Raw genomic sequence first — 17,242 nt, 5'->3', positions numbered from 1 at the left:
GGTCGGCCGGCATCGACCGGGTCGGCCGGCGTCGACTCACGCCGAGCCGGCGGAACGTGGTGATCCGCCGCCGTGCTATCAAGGGGCATGGCGGCGGAACCCACTGACCTCGACGACCTTCGCGCCCGCGCCCAGCGGTGGCTCGACGACGACCCCGACCCGGCCAGCCGGGACGAACTCCGGGCCGTCCTCGACCGGCTGCCGGACAGCGCGCCCGACCTGGCCGACCGGTTCGCCGGGCCGCTGACCTTCGGCACCGCCGGGCTACGTGGGCCGCTGCGGGCCGGGCCGAACGGGATGAACCTGGCGGTGGTCACCCAGGCCGCGGCCGGGCTGGTCGGCTGGCTCGCCGCCGAGGGCGCGACCGGCCCGCTGGTCATCGGGTACGACGCGCGGCGCGGCTCGAAGGAGTTCGCCGAACGGACCGCCGAGGTCGCCACCGGGGCGGGCCGCCCCGCGCTGCTGCTGCCCCGCCCGCTGCCCACCCCGGTGCTCGCGTACGCGGTCCGTCACCTCGACGCGGCGGCCGGCGTCATGGTCACCGCCAGCCACAACCCGCCCGAGGACAACGGCTACAAGGTCTACCTGGGCGCGCAACTCGGCGGGGCGACCGGAGCCGGGGCACAGATCGTGCCGCCCGCCGACCGGGGCATCGAGGCGGCCATCCGGGCGGTCGGCCCGCTGGCCGAGGTGCCGCTCGGCCCGGCCGGGCAGGTGCTCGGCGACGACCTGACGGTGGCGTACGTCCGGCAGGCGGCCGAGGTGATCGGGCCGGACGGTCCCCGGCGGCTGAAGGTGGCGTACACGCCACTGCACGGGGTGGGCGCGGCCGTGCTCACCGCCGCGTTCACCCGGGCCGGCTTCGGGGTCCCCGGCGTGGTGCCCGACCAGGCCGAACCGGACGGCACCTTCCCGACCGTGTCCTTCCCCAACCCGGAGGAGCCGGGCGCGGTGGACCGGCTGGTCGCGCTCGCCGAGTCGACCGGGGCGGACCTGGCGATCGCCAACGACCCGGACGCCGACCGCTGTGCGGTGGCCGTCCGTGACCCCGGCACCGGGGCGTGGCGGATGCTGCGCGGGGACGAGGTGGGCGCCCTGCTCGCCGACCACCTGATGCGCCGGGGCGTCCGGGGCCTGTACGCCACCACCATCGTGTCGTCGTCGCTGCTGCGGGCCATGTGCGCGGCCCGGGACCTGCCGTACGACGAGACGCTGACCGGGTTCAAGTGGATCGTCCGGGCCGGCGACGGCACCGATCCGCTGGTGTTCGGGTACGAGGAGGCGCTCGGCTACTGCGTCGCGCCGGACCACGTCCGGGACAAGGACGGCATCACCGCCGCGCTGACCGTCGCCGAGCTGGCCGCCGGGCTGAAGGCCGAGGGCCGTACCCTCACCGACCGGCTGGACGAGCTGGCCGCCGAGTTCGGCGTGCACCACACCGACCAGTACGCCGTCCGGGTCACCGACCTGGGCCTGATCGCCGACGCGATGGCCCGGATCCGGGCCGCCACCCCGACCGCGCTGCTCGGTGCGCCGGTCACCTCGGCACAGGACCTGCTCCCCGGGGCGGACGTGGTGATCCTGCGTACCGCCACCGCCCGGGTGGTGATCCGCCCGTCCGGCACCGAACCGAAGCTCAAGGCGTACCTGGAGGTGGTGGAGCCGGTGGTGGACGGCGACGTCGCCGCGGCCCGGGGGCGGGCCGTCACCTCGGTCGCCGCCCTGCGCGCCGAGGTCGCCACCGCCCTCGCCCTGTAGGTGACCGCCCTGCGCGGCCCGATCGCCGCCGGCCACACCCGGTAGGTCACCGCCGCCCTCCCCCGGTGGCTCGCCGCCGTCGGCGTCCGGGAGGAGGGCCGGCGGGGGCGGGGGTCAGGCGCGCTTACCGAGGGCCTGGTCGACGGCCCGGCCGAGCGCGGCCACCACCAGCGCCACGGAGGGACGCACCACCGAGTCCTCCAGGTTGACGGTCCCGCTGAACCCGGCGCCGCCGGCGATCTCCTCCAGCCGCTGGTGGGCTTCGGCGACGCCGGCACCGGTCAGGCCGAGCGCCGGCTCCATCCGGACCGCCGAGACCAGGGTCGCCAGCGCGGCGGTCCGCTCGTCGGGCACCGGTCCGCCGGTGAGCGCCTCGGCGAGCCGCCGCCGGGTGTCCTCCTCGACCGTGGCGTCCACGGTCGGGTACCGGTGCACGTGGATGAAGCCCAGCTCGGTCTCCTCCACGTCGCGTACCACGCCCCGCCGGCACAGGTCGCCGAGGATCTTGTCGCGCAGGCCGTGCCGCAGCCGCTGCACCCAGGAGGACGGGGTACCGGGGGTCTCGGTGGCGGCGATCCGGGCCAGCACCTCGTCGACGATCGGCTCACCGGTCGGGGTGGGGTCGGCCACCACCAGCGAGCCGTCGGAGTAGGCGACCCGGCCGGCGAGGGCGAGCTCCACCAGGACCGCGGCGGCCATGCCGAGGTCCAGGCTGATCCGCGGCATCGTCGCCTTGCCGGTTTCGTCGTCGTACGCGAGGAGCAGCAGCTCTTCGGCAAGCGCAACACCAGTCATGGCCGGAGACGGTAGCGGGTGCGCGCAGCCCCGCGCACCCGTCTCCCGGCCATTGTCGACAGGCGCGGAAAAACCGCTGGTCAGAAGCGGGGCATTCCACCGAACTGCCGGTCGCCGGCGTCGCCGAGGCCGGGCACGATGAACTTCCGGTCGTTGAGGCCCTCGTCGATCGAGGCGGTGACCAGCCGCAGCGGCAGGCCGGACCGCTCCAGCCGCTCGATGCCGACCGGCGCGGCCAGCACGCAGAGCACGGTGATGTCGGTGCAGCCCCGGTCGGCGAGCAGCCGGCAGCAGTGCTCCAGCGAACCGCCGGTGGCGAGCATCGGGTCGAGCACCAGCACCGGCAGGCCGCTCAGGTCACGGGGCAGTGACTCCATGTACGCGCGCGGCTCGTACGTCTCCTCGTCGCGGGCCAGGCCGACGAACCCCATCGAGGACTCCGGCAGCAGGCCGAGGGCGGCGTCGGCCATCCCGAGACCGGCCCGCAGCACCGGCACCAGCAGCGGCGGGTTCGCCAGCCGGGTGCCCTCGGTGTCGGTGACCGGGGTGCTCACCGGGTACTTCTCCACCGGGAAGGAGCGGGCGGCCTCGTACACCAGCATGGTGGTGAGTTCGTGCAGCGCCGCCCGGAAGGTGGAGGAGTCGGTGCGGGCGTCCCGCATGGCGGTGAGCCGCGACTGGGCGAGCGGATGGTCGATCACGTGTACGTCCACGGTCGTCAACCTACCGAACGGTGGCCGGGTCGGGGCCGGTCCCGGACGGCGGATGTGGCCCGGCCGACCCTGTTCGCGTGATCAGGATCACCGGGTGGGCCGGTGCGTAGACTTCCCGGCATGACGGCGACAGCGACGTCGGCCCGGTCGGACCTCTCCGAGCTGGGACGATCCGAGACCGCTCTGCGGACCTTCCTGCACGGCCTACCGGGCGTGGACCAGGTCGGCGCGGAGCAGCGGGCGGCCCAACTCGGCACCCGCAGCATCAAGACCACCGCCAAGGCGCAGGCCATCGACCTGGCCATCCGGATGGTCGACCTGACCACCCTGGAGGGGGCGGACACCCCCGGCAAGGTGCGGGCGCTGGCCGCCAAGGCGCTGCGCCCGGACCCGGCCGATCCGTCCTGCCCGCACGTCGGCGCGGTCTGCGTCTACCCGGCGATGGTCCCGTACGTGGCCGAGGTGCTGCGCGGTTCCGGCGTGCACCTGGCCAGCGTGGCGACCGCCTTCCCGTCCGGGCAGGCCCCCCTGGAGGTCAAGCTGGCCGACACCCGGGCCGCGGTGGCGGCCGGCGCGGACGAGATCGACATGGTGATCAGCCGGGGTGACTTCCTCTCCGGCCGCTACCAGGCGGTCTACGACGAGATCGTGGCGGTCAAGGAGGCCTGCGGGGACGCCCACCTGAAGGTCATCCTGGAGACCGGCGAGCTGGCCACGTACGACAACGTGCGCCGGGCCTCCTGGCTGGCGATGCTGGCCGGCGGGGACTTCATCAAGACGTCCACCGGCAAGGTCCCGGTGGCGGCCACGCTGCCGGTGACGCTGGTGATGCTGGAGGCGGTCCGCGACTTCCGGGCCGCCACCGGGCGGCAGGTCGGCGTGAAGCCGGCCGGCGGCATCAAGACCACCAAGGACGCGATCAAGTACCTGGTGATGGTGAACGAGACGGTCGGCCCGGACTGGCTCGACCCGGACTGGTTCCGCTTCGGCGCGTCCAGCCTCCTCAACGACCTGCTCATGCAGCGCACCAAGCTGACGACCGGCGTCTACGCCGGCCCCGACTACTTCACCCTGGACTGAACGCGATGTTCGAATACGCACCCGCCCCCGAGTCCCGCTCGGTGGTGGACCTCAAACCGTCGTACGGGCTGTTCGTCGACGGGGACTTCGTCGACCCGTCCGACGGCGGCAGCTTCAAGTCGATCAACCCGGCCTCGGAGGAGGTGCTGGCCGAGGTCGCCGAGGCCGGCAGCGCCGACGTGGACCGCGCGGTCCGGGCCGCCCGGACGGCGTACGAGCGGGTGTGGGGTCCGATGCCGGGCCGGGACCGGGCCAAGTACCTGTTCCGGATCGCCCGGATCATCCAGGAACGCTCCCGTGAGCTGGCGGTGCTGGAGTCGCTGGACAACGGCAAGCCGATCAAGGAGTCCCGGGACGTCGACCTGCCGCTGGTCGCCGCGCACTTCTTCTACTACGCCGGCTGGGCCGACAAGCTGGAGCACGCCGGGTTCGGCCGGAGGCCGACCAGCCAGCACAGCGGGGCCGCTCCGCAGCCTCTGGGCGTGGCCGCGCAGGTCATCCCGTGGAACTTCCCGCTGCTGATGCTGGCCTGGAAGATCGCCCCGGCCCTCGCGGCCGGCAACACGGTGGTGCTGAAGCCGGCCGAGACCACCCCGCTGACCGCGCTGCTGTTCGCCGAGATCTGCCAGCAGGCCGACCTGCCGCCGGGCGTGGTCAACATCGTCACCGGGGCCGGCGACACCGGCCGTGCCCTGGTCGAGCACCCCGGCGTCGACAAGGTCGCCTTCACCGGCTCCACCGAGGTCGGCAAGGCCATCGCCCGCGCGGTCGCCGGCACCCGCAAGAAGCTCACCCTGGAGCTGGGCGGCAAGGCCGCCAACATCGTCTTCGACGACGCCCCGGTCGACCAGGCGGTCGAGGGGATCGTCAACGGCATCTTCTTCAACCAGGGACACGTCTGCTGCGCCGGCTCCCGCCTGCTGGTCCAGGAATCGGTCGCGGACGTGGTGCTCGACTCGCTCAAGCGCCGGATGGCCCGGCTCCGGGTCGGTGACCCGCTGGACAAGAACACCGACATCGGCGCGATCAACTCGGCCGCCCAGCTCGCCAAGATCCGCGAGCTGTCCGAGGTCGGCGCGGCCGAGGGCGCGGAACGCTGGTCGCCGCCGTGCGAACTGCCCGAACGCGGCTTCTGGTTCGCCCCGACCGTCTTCACCGGGGTCACCCAGGCGCACCGGATCGCCCGCGAGGAGATCTTCGGCCCGGTGCTGTCCGTACTGACCTTCCGCACCCCGGCCGAGGCCGTCGAGAAGGCCAACAACACGCCGTACGGGCTGTCCGCCGGCATCTGGACCGACAAGGGCTCCCGGATCCTGTGGATGGCCGACCGGCTGCGCGCCGGGGTGGTGTGGGCCAACACGTTCAACAAGTTCGACCCGACCTCGCCGTTCGGCGGGTACAAGGAGTCGGGCTACGGCCGCGAGGGTGGTCGGCACGGGCTGGAGGCGTACCTCAATGTCTGAGCGGGTCGCGGTACGCAAGACGTACAAGCTCTTCATCGGCGGGAAGTTCCCCCGCAGCGAGTCGGGACGGTCGTATCTGGTGCAATCCGCGAACGTGTCTCTTGCCTCCCGGAAGGACGTCCGGGACGCCGTGGTCGCCGCCCGCGCCGCCGTGAAGGGCTGGTCCGGGGCGACCGCCTACAACCGGGGGCAGATCCTCTACCGGGTCGCCGAGATGCTGGAGGGCCGGCGCGAGCAGTTCGTCGCGCTCGGCGTACCCGGCGACGAGGTGGACGCGGCCACCGACCGCTGGGTCTGGTACGCCGGCTGGGCCGACAAGCTCCCCCAGGTGTACGGGGGCGCGAACCCGGTGGCCGGGCCGTACTTCAACCTCTCCGCGCCCGAGCCGACCGGCGTGGTCGGCGTGGTGGCCCCGGAGCAGCCGGCCCTGCTCGGGCTGGTCAGCGTGATCGCCCCGGCGATCGTCACCGGCAACACGGTGGTCACGCTCGCCTCGCCGACCGCGCCGCTGGCCGCGGTCACCCTGGCCGAGGTGCTCGCCACCAGCGACCTCCCCGGCGGTGTGGTCAACCTGCTCACCGGTCGGATCACCGAGACCGCCCCGACGCTGGCCGCCCACATGGACGTCAACGCCCTCGACCTGACCGGCGTGACCGACCCCGAGCTGGCCGTCGAGCTGGAGGTGAAGGCGGCGGAGAACCTCAAGCGGGTGCTCCGCCCGGCCCCCGCCGACCACGACTGGACCGTCGACCCCGGCGTCACCCGGATGACCACCCTGCTGGAAACCAAGACCGTCTGGCACCCCAAGGGCGTCTGAAAGCGCTTGGATCTGATCAGGGAGGTGGTGGCGGAGGAGCACCGATTCCGCCGTCACCTTCCTGATCGACAGCCTTTTCGAGGCGGCTCGCGAAGCGAGACGCACCCGCCTTCCGCAGGTGGGCGATCATCCCAGCCTCGTCGCGATCCGCTGCCACGATCGTTCGGCGGTAGTAGGCGAGCTGAATGCCCAGCACCCGCCGTACGAGTTCCATCGACCCGTCGGCCACCCAGTTCAACAGTTCGTCGGCGGTCCAGACCTCCAGCCCGTCGGGGAGGCAGTGCGCCGGGAACGCGCCGGTTCCCCGTCCGTCGTTGGTGACCAGCACGTCCACCTGGCCGTGCACCGCAGCGGCGAGCACGTGGCGATCGTCGGGATCCGGCGGACAGGGCACCGCCTCGGGCGAATAGCCCGTCACCAGGCCGTGCGGGAACGCCTCCACAAACCTTCGGCGCTGCCCTCCCACGGCCTGCTCGGAAAGCTCCGGACGTTTGCGGCGCATGCGGTACATCCATTCCGCAAGCACGTCCTCGCTGCACCGAAGGTCGTAGGCGAGGCATCCGCTCGCGATGGCCGACAGACTGATCCAGTCCCGGAGAGTCCGGGAAAAGAGCACGTTGGCGTCGAGAAAAACGAGCAGAGGGGCCGGAACCACCGGCACACCCTACTGATCCTGGTCCATTTTGGAGCCTCGACTCACTCGTCGTCGTTCAAGCCGAGTGCATCGGATTCCAGCATCAACGCCTCGTACGCTTCCCGCCGTTCGCGTAACTGCCTGCGGCGGAAGTCGAGAACGTCCCTCAGCACCAGCCGGCGATGGGTGCCTACCCGATGCGACGGCAGCTCACCAGCGTCGACCAGGCGAATCAAGGTCGGGCGGGACATGCCGAGAAGTCGCGCCGCTTCCGTGGTGGACAGCTCGCTGGCGATCGCGCTGACCGCAACGCCGTCCCCACGGCTCAGCATTGCCGCCACCTGCCGCAGGACGTCGAAGATCTGGCCCGGAACGACCACTTCCGTGCCGTCGGCGGAGACGAGGCGTGCGCTGCCGCTCGAACCTTCGCCGGAGAACCGGTCCAGGAACTTGTCGACCGCGACCACCTGCCGCCGTTCGACACCTTCGGCCGGCATGACCGAGGTGACCGTCACATCGGTGTGCCCCATCGCGTCTCCTGCCCAGTCCGCCCCGTCAAGTAGGTCTTACTTGACCCCACCATCCTGGGGCCCATGTGCAACATCCGCAAGGATGTTCAGAAGGTTCACTTGACCTTTGGCCTCGGGCCGGCACCGGCACCGGGGTACGGGACGGATCTACTACCGAGGGTAGGATTGGTGGCGTGACTCGGCTGGGGGACCTTGAGCGTGCGGTGATGGACGTGCTGTGGGACGGGACGTCCGGCCCCGGCGGAGTGACCGTACGTGAGGTGGCCGACGCGCTGGCCGGACGCGAGCTGGCGTACACCACGGTGATGACCGTGCTGGACCGGCTCGCCGGCAAGGGCATGGTGGAGCGCGAGCGGGAGGGCCGGGCCTGGCGGTACCGTGCCGCGGCCAGCCGGGAGGCGCACATCGCCCAGCTCATGCTCGACGCGCTCGACCTGGGCGGCAGCCGGGACGCGGCGCTGGTCCGGTTCGCCCGCTCGGTGACCGGGACGGAGGCCGACGTGCTCCGCGCCGCGCTGAGCGCGGAGGCCGGCCGGGGGCCGGCGGAGACCGGCCGGAGGGCGAACGCGGAGGCCGGCCAGCAGCCGGCGGGTCCGTCGGCCGGCAGGTCGTCAGCCCCGGGACGGGCCACCGAGCCGGGGCGGCCGGCGACGCCAGGGCCACAGGCCGGGCCGGTGGACGAGGGCGCGGAGCGGTAGGGCCCGGGTCATGGCGTACGCCGTGCACTTCGCCGCAGCGGTGCTGGCCTGCTGGCTGACCGCGCAGGTCCTCACCGTCGCCGCCTGGCCGGGGCGCAGCCCCCGGGTGGCGATCCTCTGCTGGCAGGGCGTCGGGCTGGCGCTCGGCCTCTCCGCGATGGGGGTGCCGATCGCGCTCGGCCTGGCCCCGTACGACCGGCCGACGGGCAGCGCGCTGCTGGCGCTGGCCGACGATCTGGCCCACGACGCACTTCCGCCGGGCCTGGGGGTGGCGCACCTGGCGTCGGTGGGGGTCGGGTTCGGGATCGGCGCGGTGCTGTTGACCACCACGGCGCGCAGCCTGCTCGGCGCGGTACGCGCCCAGCGTCGGCACCGGGACCTGCTCGCTCTGGTCGCCCGGGACGACCCGGCGGTGCCCGGCGCGCTGGTGTTGGACCATCCGTGCGCGGCGGCGTACTGCCTGCCGGGGATGCGTCCCCGGGTGGTGGTCAGCGCCGGCACGCTCGACCTGCTGGACCGGGCGGAACTGGCGGCGGTGCTGACCCACGAGCGGGCGCACGCGACCGAGCGGCACGATCTGGTGCTGCTGCCGTTCACCGCGCTGTGCCGGGCGCTGCCGTGGTTCGACTGGGTGCGGGCGGCGCACGAGCGGGTGGCGCTGCTGGTGGAGATGCGCGCCGACGACAAGGCCCGCGCGGTGCACGCCGAGGGTCCGCTGGCCGGCGCGCTGCGCCGGTTCGCCGCCGCCGGAAACCGGGTGACCCCGGCCGGCACGCTCGGGTTGGGTGACCGTGAGCTGGACGTACGGGTGCAGCGGCTGCTGGTCGTGGAGCGTCCGCCCCGGCTGCTCGGGGCCGCCGCGCTGGCCCTGTCGACCACGCTGGCGGCGCTGCCGATCTCGCTGTTCCTGAGCTGAGCCGGGTATCCGATGGTCACCGGTCGGGGTCGAACGCGAGAATTTACTACGACACGTAGTAGCTCACTGGATGAGTAGGGTGGCTACCTGTAGGCTGCCGGCAAAAAGCGACTCCCGACCTTGGAGAGCCGGCCCATGGACCCCCTGCTGTTAGCCCGTCTGCAGTTCGCCACCACGACCTCGATCCACTTCCTGTTCGTCCTGGTGACACTCGGCTTGATCACGTTACTCGTCTATCTCCAGACGGCGTGGATGATCACGAAGAAACCGGTCTACGAACGACTGACCCGGTTCTGGGGCACCCTGTACGTGATCAACTACGTCCTCGGCATCGCCGCCGGGGTGGTGATGGAGTTCCAGTTCGGGCTGAACTGGAGCGGCCTGTCGAAGTACGTCGGCAACGTCTTCGGCGCGCCGCTGGCCATCGAGACGCTCACCGCCTTCTTCCTCGAGTCCACCTTCCTCGGCATGTGGATCTTCGGCTGGCACCGGCTGCGTCGGGGCGTACACCTGGCGCTGCTCTGGGGCGTCGCGCTCACCGCGTACGTCTCGGCGTTCTGGATCATGGCCGGTAACGCCTGGATGCAGAACCCGGTCGGGTACGAGATGCGCAACGGCATCGCCCACCTCACCGACTTCTCCGCCCTGGTCACCAACCCCGCCTTCGGGATGGCCTTCGTGCACACGATGTTCGCCGCCCTGGTCACCGGCGGCATCCTGATGGCCGCGGTCAGCGCCTGGCACCTGATCCGGCGCACCGAGGACTACGAGTTCTTCCGCAAGTCACTGCGGATCGGCCTGGTCACCGCCGCGCTCACCGTCGGCCCGCTGCTGCACTTCGGCTTCGTCCAACTCGTCGACATGGCCCGGCTCCAGCCGACCAAGTACGGCACCCCGGAGGAGAAGGCCGCCAAGCTCGCCGAGTTCACCGGCACCTTCGGTCCGGGCGACTACGAACCGCCGACCGCCGCGCTGAGCAGCCTCAGCTTCATGTTCGTCATCGGCTTCGTACTGGTGCTGGTCTGCCTCCAGTTCCTGCTGCTGCCGAAGGACCTGCTGATCCGACTGCGCTTCCCGCTCTGGATCATCCTGTTCGCGCTGCCGCTGCCGTTCGTGGCGGCCATCCTCGGCTGGCTGGCCCGCGAGATCGGCCGCCAACCCTGGGCGGTGTACGGGCTGCTCCCCGTCGACGACGCGGTCAGCCCGGTCAGCGGCGGCGTCATGCTCACCTCCTTCCTCGGCTTCACCCTGCTGCTCGGCACCCTCGCCGTCACCAACTGGATCCTGATCGCCAAGCACGCCGCCCGGGGCGCGCACGACGACCTGGCCCTCGGCCGCCCACCGGAGCAGCCGGACCCCAGCACCGACCGTCCCGAACCCGCCTTCGCCTGAGGAGCCGACCGTGGAACTCGCCTGGTACGCCCTGCTGGGTGCCTTCTTCGCCGCCTACCTCGTGCTCGGCGGCTACGACTACGGGACGGGCCTGCTGCTGGCCCGCACCGGTGACCCGGCCGCCCGACGCGGCCTGCTCAACGCGGTCGGCCCGTTCTTCCTCGGCAACGAGGTGTGGCTGATCGCCGCCGTCGGCATCCTGTTCGGCGCGTTCCCGATCCTGGAGGGGGAACTGCTCGCCGGCCTCTACCCGGCCTTCGCCGGGGCGCTCACCGGAGTGATCCTGGTCACTGCGGCCGTGCAGTTGCGCAGTCGTCCGGCGAGCGCCTGGGCCCGTACCGCCTGGGACCGGGTGATCGTGGTCGGCTCCGCGCTGGCCGCGCTCGGCTGGGGCGCGGTGCTCGCCGGGATGCTCCAGGGCGTGCCGCTGAACGCCGACGGCCGGGTGATCGGGATCGGTCACCTGTTCACCCCGTTCGCCGCGGCCGCCGCGCTGACCATGGTGGCGCTGGTCGCGGTGCACGGCGCGACCTTCCTCGCGCTGCGGCTGCCCGCCGACACCGCCGGCCCGGTCGCCGCGCTGGGCCGCCGGCTGGTGCCGGTCGCGCTGGCCGCCGTGCTGGTCACCACCGTCGTGGGCCTGCTCTCCGACCGGGTACGCGAGGCGACGCAGCAGCCGCTCGCCGCGCTCGCCATGCCGGTACTGCTGGTGGTGGCCCTCGGGGTGGCCCTGGTCGCCTCCGCCCGCCGCCGGCCCGGACCGGCCTTCGCCGCGACCAGCCTGGCCCTGGCCCTGCCGGTGTTCCTGGTCGGCGCGACGCTGTGGCCCAACGCGCTGTACTCCACCATCGACCCGGCGGCCAGCCTCACCGTCGCCGACGCGGCGGCCAGCGGGCCGACGCTGCGGCTGCTGTCCTGGCTGACGGTGCCCCTCCTGCCGGCCCTACTAGGCTTCCAGGTGATGTTGTGGTGGATCTTCCGGGGACGGATCGGCGGCAGGGCACCGGTGTACTGGTGAACCGTCGCCCGTTCGACCCGCGTCTGCTGCGCCGGGTCCCCGCGGTCCGGCGCCACCTCGCCGTGCTCGGTGGACTCGGCGTGCTCACCGCGCTGCTGGTCATCGCCCAGGCCACCGCCCTGGCCGTGCTCCTGGCGACCGCCTTCGACGGGCGGTTGCACACCGGGGCGCTGGCCGGTCTCGTCGCGGCGGTCGCCGCGCGGGCGGCGGTGGTCTGGGCCCAGGGCACGGTGTCGGCGCGGGCGGCGGCGACCGTCAAGGCCACCCTCCGCGCCGACCTGCTCGGCGCGGTCGGGCGGCACGGACCGGGCTGGGTGGCCGGGCAGCGGGCCGGCCAGCTCGCCACCCTGGCCGGACGCGGGCTGGACGCCCTGGACGCCTACTTCACCGGGTACCTCCCCCAGCTCGTGCTGAGCGTGACCGTGCCGGTCGCCGTGCTGGCCCGGCTGGTCGTCGCCGACTGGAGTTCCGCGCTGATCATCGCGCTGACCCTGCCGCTGATCCCGGTCTTCGGGGCGCTGCTCGGCTGGCAGGCCCGGTCGGCCACCGAACGGCAGTGGCGGCGGCTCTCCATGCTCGGCGGGCACTTCCTCGACATGGTGGCCGGGTTGGCCACGCTGCGCGCCTTCGGCCGTACCCGGGCCCAGGTGGACGTGGTGCGGCGGATGGCCGACGGGCACCGGGTCGCCACCATGCGTACCCTGCGCATCGCCTTCCTCTCCGGGCTGGTGCTGGAGCTGGTCGCCACCCTCTCGGTGGCGCTGGTCGCCGTACCGGTGGGCATCCGGCTGCTCGACGGCGGGCTCACCCTCACCACCGCACTGCTGGTGCTGCTGCTCACCCCGGAGGCGTACCTGCCGCTGCGGGCCGCCGGGGCCCGGTTCCACGCCAGCATGGAGGGGCTCACCGCACTGGACGACGCTTTCACGGTGCTGGACGCCGCTCCGCCGGCCGCGGTACCGGCCGCCACGCCGGCCGGGGCGACCCCCGCGCAGGCCGGGGAAGCTCCCGCGCAGGGCGGAACGGCACCCGGCTTCCGGAGCGAGATCAGGTTCGAATCGGTGAGCGTCGAGTACGAGCGGACGACGGCGCTGCGGGACGTCACGCTGACGGTCCGTCCCGGCGACCGGATCGCGGTCGTCGGGCCGAGCGGCGCCGGCAAGAGCACCCTGCTGGGCCTGCTGCTCGGTTTCGTCACCCCGACCAGCGGCCGGGTCACCGTGGACGGCGTCGACCTCGCCACCGTCGACCCGGCAACCTGGCGACGGCAGCTCGCCTGGGTGCCGCAGCGGGCGCACCTCTTCGCGGCCAGCCTCGCCGACAACATCCGCCTCGGCGCACCGGACACGCCACCGGAGGCGCTCGCCGCCGCGGTCCGGGACGCCGCTCTCGACGAGGTGGTCGACGCCCTGCCGGACGGGTTGGGCACCACGCTGGGCGAGCGCGGGCACGGCCTGTCCAGCGGCCAACGGCAGCGGGTGGCGCTGGCCCGGGCGTTCCTCCGGGACGCCCCGATCGTCCTGCTCGACGAACCCACCGCCCGGCTGGACACCGCTGCGGAGGTCGTGGTGCTGGACGCGACCCGACGACTCGTCGCGGGGCGGACCGCCCTGCTGGTGGCACACCGTCCGGCACTGCTCGCCGACGCCGACCGGATCCTGCGGGTGGTCGACGGCCGGGTCACCGAGCTGACCCGTACCGGGGAGGTGGTCGGATGAGCGGGCCGGACCGGGCGGGACGGGCGGACGGGACGCGACAGCCGGGCGAGCAACGACGGCCGGGCGAGCAACGACGGTCGGACCGGGCGGGACGGGCGGACGGGACGCGACAGCCGGGTGAACAGCGGCGGCCGGGCCGCGCGGCGGGGCCGGGCGGACGCTGGGGTGCCGAGCGGGCCGTGCTGCGGCTGGCCCGGCCGTACCTGCGCCGGCTGCTGGGGGCGGGGCTGCTCGCCACCGCCACCGAACTCGCCGCGCTGGCGCTGATGTCCACCGCGACCTGGCTGCTGATGAGCGCCGCCGGCCGGCCACCGCTGGACCGGCTGACCGTGGCGATCGTCGCGGTCCGGGCGCTGGCGATCGGCCGGGGTGTGCTCCGCTACACCGAACGACTCGCCGGGCACGACGCCGTGCTCCGGGTCGTCACCGACGTGCGTACCCGGATCTTCGCCACCCTGGCCGGCCGTCGGCCCACCGCCGACCAGCGCTCCGGGGACACCCTGAGCCGGCTGGTGTCGGACGTGGACTCCGTGCAGGACCTGCTGCTCCGGGTACTCGTACCGGGTGCCGCCGCGGCCATGGTCAGCGTGCTGGCGGTGGCCGGGGCGGCGCTGGTGTCCCCCGCCGCGGCCGGCGCGCTCGCGGTCGGCCTGCTGGTCGCCGGGGTCGGGCTGCCGTTGCTGGCCGCCGGGCTGACCCGACGCGGCGCCGACCAGGTGGCCCCGCTGCGTGGCGCGCTCGCCTCGGACGCGGTGGACCTCACCCACGGGGCCGCCGACCTGGCCGCCTTCGGCGCGACCGACGCGGCCCTGCGCGCGGCGACCGAACGGGCCGACCGGCTGGCCCGGCTGGAGCGCCGGCTCGCCGCGACCGGCTTCGCGGTGGACGCGGCCGGCGTGCTGGTCGGTGGGCTGACCAGTGCGGCGGTGGTGGTGGTCGCCCTCCGGGCCGAGCTGTCCGGGGTGCTGGTCGGTGTCCTCGCGGTGGGCACGCTCGCCGCCGTGGAGGTGACGTTGGCGCTGGTCGGGGCGGCCCGGCAGTGGATCGCCCTGCGGGCCGGGCTGACCCGGGTCGCCGCCCTGCTCACCTCCGGTCCCCTTCCCGGTGACGCCGACCACGCTGCCGCCCCGGGAGCCGGTTCCGATGCCGCTCCCGCCACCGGCCCCGACGCCACTGCCGCCACCGGCCCCGACGCCGCTTCGGCCACCGGCCCTGGCGACGTGCCGGGCGGCGGGGACCTGCCGGTGCCGGTGGCCGCCCCGCACCACGTACGCCTGGAGGCGGTGGTCGTCCGCTACCGGACCGGCGCGCCGGCCGCCCTGGACGGGCTGGACCTGGATCTGCCTGCCGGCCGTCGGGTGGCCGTGGTGGGGCCGAGCGGGGCCGGCAAGAGCACCCTGGCCGGTGTGTTGACCGGCCTGGTCACCCCGGACGCGGGCCGGGTCACCCTGGACGGGGTGGAGCTGTCGGCGTACCGGGCGGAGGAGCTGCCCCGGGCGGTGGGCGGGCTGCTGGCCGAGGCGCACGTGTTCCACGCCACGGTCCGGGAGAACCTCCTGCTCGGCCGGAACGGAGCCGACGAGTCCACCCGGAACAAGCCCGACAATACCGGCCAGAACGGAGCCGACGAGCCCCGCCGCGACACGCCCGACGAGCCCGGCCGGAACGGGACCGACGAGCGCGGGGGCGGCAGGACCGACGACCGGGCGCTCGCCTCGGCCGCCGCAGCGGCCGGGCTGCTCGACTGGGTACGTGACCAGCCGGAGCAGTGGGACACCGTGGTGGGCGAGGACGGCGGGCAGCTCTCCGGCGGTCAGCGGCAGCGGCTGGCGCTGGCCCGGGCCCTGCTCGCCGCGCCGGGGCTGCTGGTGTTGGACGAGCCCACCGAGGGCCTCGACCCGGTCGCCGCCGACGCGGTGCTCGCCTCGACCCTCGCCGCGGTGCCCACCGACCACTCGGTGCTGCTGATCACGCACCGGCTCAGCGGTCTGGCCGGGCTGGACGAGATCGTCGTGCTGGACGCCGGCCGGGCGGTCCAGCGGGGCCGGCACGACGAGTTGGTGGCCGCCCCCGGCTGGTACCGCGACCAGTGGCTGATCCAGGCGGCGGCCGAGCGGGGCTACCTCTCCCTCACCCCGTGACCCGCCCCGCCCGGGCTGGCTGACGGCGGCCGGGCGCGGCCAGCGGGGACGAGCCCCCGGACGGTCAGACGGCCCCTCGGGCGGTCGACGGTCCCCCGGACGGGCGGTCAGGCGGGCCCGGACGGTCAGACGGGCCCTCGGGCGCGGTCAGGCGGTCAGCGGCGACGGGCGGTCGGGGCCGAGGAACCGTCCGACGGTGGAGCTGAACTCCCGCCAGCCGGCCCGCTCACCGTCCAACGCCCGCCGGCCCGCATCGGTCAGCTCGTACGTGCGGCGTTCCCGCCCGTTGACGGTGTGCCAGGAACTGGCGACGTAGCCGGCCCGCTCCAGCCGGCGCAGCGCCGGATAGGTCGTGCCGGTGGGGAGGTCCAGGTTGCCGCCGCTGCGGACCCGGAGTGCCTCGATGATCGCGTACCCGTGTAGCGCGCCGTCCTCGAGCACCGCCAGGAGCAGCGCGTCGAGGTGTCCGTGCAGCGTCTGGCCCTTCACACCGGACAACGCTACTGACCATCAGGGGTATCGCCAACGGGGTGCGGGCACCGGTCTCCCCGGATCGCCCACTAGGGTATGTGCGCAGAGTCACCCGACGGCACGGACTTCCGCCGGGTGGGCAGCCCGAAGCAACGGAGGTCAGCGTGGCCCGCCAGTCGTCCCCACGGCCCGACGCCGACGAGCCCCAGCTCGACGAGTCGACCACACCGGCCGAGCCGGAGAAGGTCGCCGACACCGCCGACACCGCCGCCGCAGATCCCGACCGGTCGCTCTGGGAGGAGCTGCGGATCGACCCGGTCGAGATCGCGCTGCCCGCCGGCACCGGCTACACGCTGCGGGCGTACCGCCCGGCCCGGGAGCTGACCCCGACCGACGTCTCCGAGCGGGACGCCGACGACCCGTTCCTGGCCCGGGGCCGCGCGGTCGACGAGGACGAGGACGACGACGAGACCGTGGTCATCCTCGACGAGGAGCTGGCCGAGGAGTTCGCCGAGGCGGAGGCGGAGGACGAGAAGTCCGCCGCCAAGGACGCCAAGGACGCGAAGGCCGGCAAGAGCGACGACGAGGACGAGGACGACGACGGCGACGAGGAGGTGCCGGTCTTCCTCACCCACCGGGGCCGCCTGCTGCTGTTCAAGACCCCCGAGTCGCTGGTCAGCTTCGTCCGCTCGGGCGCGCCGAACGACATGTCCCAACTGGACGGTTGGAATGATCTGGCCGAACGGGTGGAGCCGGCGGACATCGCCCCGCTGGACGAGGACACCTACGAGCTCGACCTGGTGGTGGAGAACCTGCGGGGCGGGCACGACACCTGGGACGCCACGCTGCTGATCGAGGCCGGCGAGGTGGCCCGTGACCTGGCGTACGCGCTGCGGCTGCCCGCGGTGCTCGACATGCTCTCCGCCGGCTCCAGCCTGGACGACCTGGACGAGGCGCTGCGGGCCACGGTCGACGGCGGTATCGGCGGCTTCATGGGTCGACGCCGGCTCAAGAAGATCGGCGCCCAGACCGCCAGTTTGGGTTGGCGGACCATTGTCGGCAAGATCTCTGCTGCCGTGGACTGGCGCGACTGAGCTG

Annotated in this window: 15 protein-coding genes and 2 pseudogenes; 12 read left to right on the top strand and 5 right to left on the bottom strand. The window is 73.5% G+C overall.

Annotated elements, in window-relative coordinates; all coding sequences use genetic code 11:
- Nucleotides 1-87: 87 nt before the first annotated feature.
- Nucleotides 88-1,758: a phospho-sugar mutase gene (locus tag PVK37_RS10560; protein ID WP_275033652.1), complete on the top strand. Its 1,671-nt coding sequence runs from the start codon at nt 88-90 to the stop codon at nt 1,756-1,758.
- A 114-nt stretch (nt 1,759-1,872) separates the two neighbouring features.
- Here the strand turns inward: PVK37_RS10560 and PVK37_RS10555 are convergent, their stop codons facing one another.
- Both PVK37_RS10555 and upp read right to left on the bottom strand, forming a co-directional pair.
- Nucleotides 1,873-2,553 (bottom strand): GOLPH3/VPS74 family protein, encoded by a 681-nt coding sequence (locus PVK37_RS10555; RefSeq protein WP_275033651.1) that lies wholly within the window; start codon nt 2,551-2,553, stop codon nt 1,873-1,875.
- Nucleotides 2,554-2,633: 80 nt separating this feature from the next.
- Nucleotides 2,634-3,266: a uracil phosphoribosyltransferase gene (gene upp, locus PVK37_RS10550; protein WP_275033649.1), complete on the bottom strand. Its 633-nt coding sequence runs from the start codon at nt 3,264-3,266 to the stop codon at nt 2,634-2,636.
- A gap of 120 nt (nt 3,267-3,386) precedes the next feature.
- On the opposite strand from upp, the gene deoC reads away from it, so the two are divergent.
- Genes deoC through PVK37_RS10535 form a run of 3 tightly spaced genes read left to right on the top strand, consistent with a single transcriptional unit; the run spans nt 3,387 to nt 6,626 of the window.
- The gene (gene deoC / locus PVK37_RS10545) at nt 3,387-4,346 is read left to right on the top strand and encodes a deoxyribose-phosphate aldolase (protein WP_275033647.1); all 960 of its coding nucleotides are present in this window, start codon (nt 3,387-3,389) and stop codon (nt 4,344-4,346) included.
- 5 nt (nt 4,347-4,351) lie between these two features.
- Nucleotides 4,352-5,809 (top strand): aldehyde dehydrogenase family protein, encoded by a 1,458-nt coding sequence (locus PVK37_RS10540; RefSeq protein WP_275033645.1) that lies wholly within the window; start codon nt 4,352-4,354, stop codon nt 5,807-5,809.
- Complete coding sequence (locus tag PVK37_RS10535; RefSeq protein ID WP_275033643.1) at nt 5,802-6,626, top strand: aldehyde dehydrogenase family protein; 825 nt, start codon at nt 5,802-5,804, stop codon at nt 6,624-6,626. Before PVK37_RS10540 ends, PVK37_RS10535 begins: the two co-directional genes overlap by 8 nt.
- A 16-nt stretch (nt 6,627-6,642) precedes the next feature.
- Here the strand turns inward: PVK37_RS10535 and PVK37_RS10530 are convergent, their stop codons facing one another.
- Together PVK37_RS10530 and PVK37_RS10525 are read right to left on the bottom strand one after the other, a co-directional pair.
- Nucleotides 6,643-7,281, bottom strand: a complete 639-nt coding sequence (locus tag PVK37_RS10530) for a PIN domain-containing protein (protein ID WP_275033641.1) — start codon at nt 7,279-7,281, stop codon at nt 6,643-6,645.
- 41 nt (nt 7,282-7,322) lie between these two features.
- On the bottom strand, nt 7,323-7,790 hold the full coding sequence (locus PVK37_RS10525; RefSeq protein WP_275033639.1) for a helix-turn-helix domain-containing protein: 468 nt from the start codon (nt 7,788-7,790) through the stop codon (nt 7,323-7,325).
- Between the two features lie 173 nt (nt 7,791-7,963).
- Between PVK37_RS10525 and PVK37_RS10520 the strand changes: the two genes are divergently transcribed.
- The 7 genes and pseudogenes from PVK37_RS10520 to PVK37_RS31855 form a co-directional block, all read left to right on the top strand.
- Complete coding sequence (locus PVK37_RS10520) at nt 7,964-8,488, top strand: BlaI/MecI/CopY family transcriptional regulator (protein ID WP_341483428.1); 525 nt, start codon at nt 7,964-7,966, stop codon at nt 8,486-8,488.
- A 10-nt stretch (nt 8,489-8,498) separates the two neighbouring features.
- Entirely contained in the window at nt 8,499-9,404 is a 906-nt protein-coding gene (locus PVK37_RS10515) for a M56 family metallopeptidase (RefSeq protein ID WP_275033638.1), read from the top strand.
- A gap of 135 nt (nt 9,405-9,539) precedes the next feature.
- A complete protein-coding gene (locus tag PVK37_RS10510; RefSeq protein WP_275033637.1) occupies nt 9,540-10,796 on the top strand; it encodes a cytochrome ubiquinol oxidase subunit I in 1,257 nt (418 codons plus the stop codon).
- A 10-nt stretch (nt 10,797-10,806) separates the two neighbouring features.
- On the top strand, nt 10,807-11,814 hold the full coding sequence (locus tag PVK37_RS10505) for a cytochrome d ubiquinol oxidase subunit II (RefSeq protein ID WP_275033636.1): 1,008 nt from the start codon (nt 10,807-10,809) through the stop codon (nt 11,812-11,814).
- Nucleotides 11,811-13,532 carry a thiol reductant ABC exporter subunit CydD gene (cydD, locus tag PVK37_RS10500; protein ID WP_275033635.1) on the top strand — a complete coding sequence of 574 codons (1,722 nt, stop codon included), beginning with the start codon at nt 11,811-11,813 and terminating at the stop codon, nt 13,530-13,532. The genes PVK37_RS10505 and cydD overlap by 4 nt, the downstream gene beginning before the upstream one ends.
- Before the next feature lie 170 nt (nt 13,533-13,702).
- Nucleotides 13,703-14,711, top strand: a pseudogene (locus tag PVK37_RS31860) (ABC transporter domain-containing protein); the annotation flags it as partial.
- Nucleotides 14,712-14,812: 101 nt separating this feature from the next.
- Nucleotides 14,813-15,673: pseudogene (locus PVK37_RS31855) on the top strand (ATP-binding cassette domain-containing protein); the annotation flags it as partial.
- Between the two features lie 147 nt (nt 15,674-15,820).
- Here PVK37_RS31855 and PVK37_RS10490 read toward each other — a convergent pair.
- Nucleotides 15,821-16,162 carry a PadR family transcriptional regulator gene (locus PVK37_RS10490; RefSeq protein ID WP_275033634.1) on the bottom strand — a complete coding sequence of 114 codons (342 nt, stop codon included), beginning with the start codon at nt 16,160-16,162 and terminating at the stop codon, nt 15,821-15,823.
- Between the two features lie 146 nt (nt 16,163-16,308).
- Here PVK37_RS10490 and PVK37_RS10485 point away from each other — a divergent pair, with 146 nt between their 5' ends.
- Nucleotides 16,309-17,238: a DNA primase gene (locus PVK37_RS10485; protein ID WP_275033633.1), complete on the top strand. Its 930-nt coding sequence runs from the start codon at nt 16,309-16,311 to the stop codon at nt 17,236-17,238.
- Nucleotides 17,239-17,242: the final 4 nt, after the last annotated feature.

The organism is Micromonospora cathayae (genome assembly GCF_028993575.1).
In the GTDB taxonomy this organism is placed as follows: Bacteria; Actinomycetota; Actinomycetes; order Mycobacteriales; family Micromonosporaceae; genus Micromonospora; species Micromonospora cathayae.
Note: the sequence above shows the minus strand (reverse complement) of the source record. Positions and strands in the feature narration are given on the sequence as shown.

What these genes read in the sequence shown, in the direction of transcription:
- PVK37_RS10515 (WP_275033638.1), top strand. Translation starts at nt 8,499, where the DNA reads ATGGCGTACGCCGTGCACTTCGCCGCAGCGGTGCTGGCCTGCTGGCTG.
- PVK37_RS10510 (WP_275033637.1), top strand. Translation starts at nt 9,540, where the DNA reads ATGGACCCCCTGCTGTTAGCCCGTCTGCAGTTCGCCACCACGACCTCG.
- PVK37_RS10525 (WP_275033639.1), bottom strand. Translation starts at nt 7,790, where the DNA reads ATGGGGCACACCGATGTGACGGTCACCTCGGTCATGCCGGCCGAAGGT.
- PVK37_RS10560 (WP_275033652.1), top strand. Translation starts at nt 88, where the DNA reads ATGGCGGCGGAACCCACTGACCTCGACGACCTTCGCGCCCGCGCCCAG.
- deoC (WP_275033647.1), top strand. Translation starts at nt 3,387, where the DNA reads ATGACGGCGACAGCGACGTCGGCCCGGTCGGACCTCTCCGAGCTGGGA.
- PVK37_RS10535 (WP_275033643.1), top strand. Translation starts at nt 5,802, where the DNA reads ATGTCTGAGCGGGTCGCGGTACGCAAGACGTACAAGCTCTTCATCGGC.
- PVK37_RS10540 (WP_275033645.1), top strand. Translation starts at nt 4,352, where the DNA reads ATGTTCGAATACGCACCCGCCCCCGAGTCCCGCTCGGTGGTGGACCTC.
- PVK37_RS10555 (WP_275033651.1), bottom strand. Translation starts at nt 2,553, where the DNA reads ATGACTGGTGTTGCGCTTGCCGAAGAGCTGCTGCTCCTCGCGTACGAC.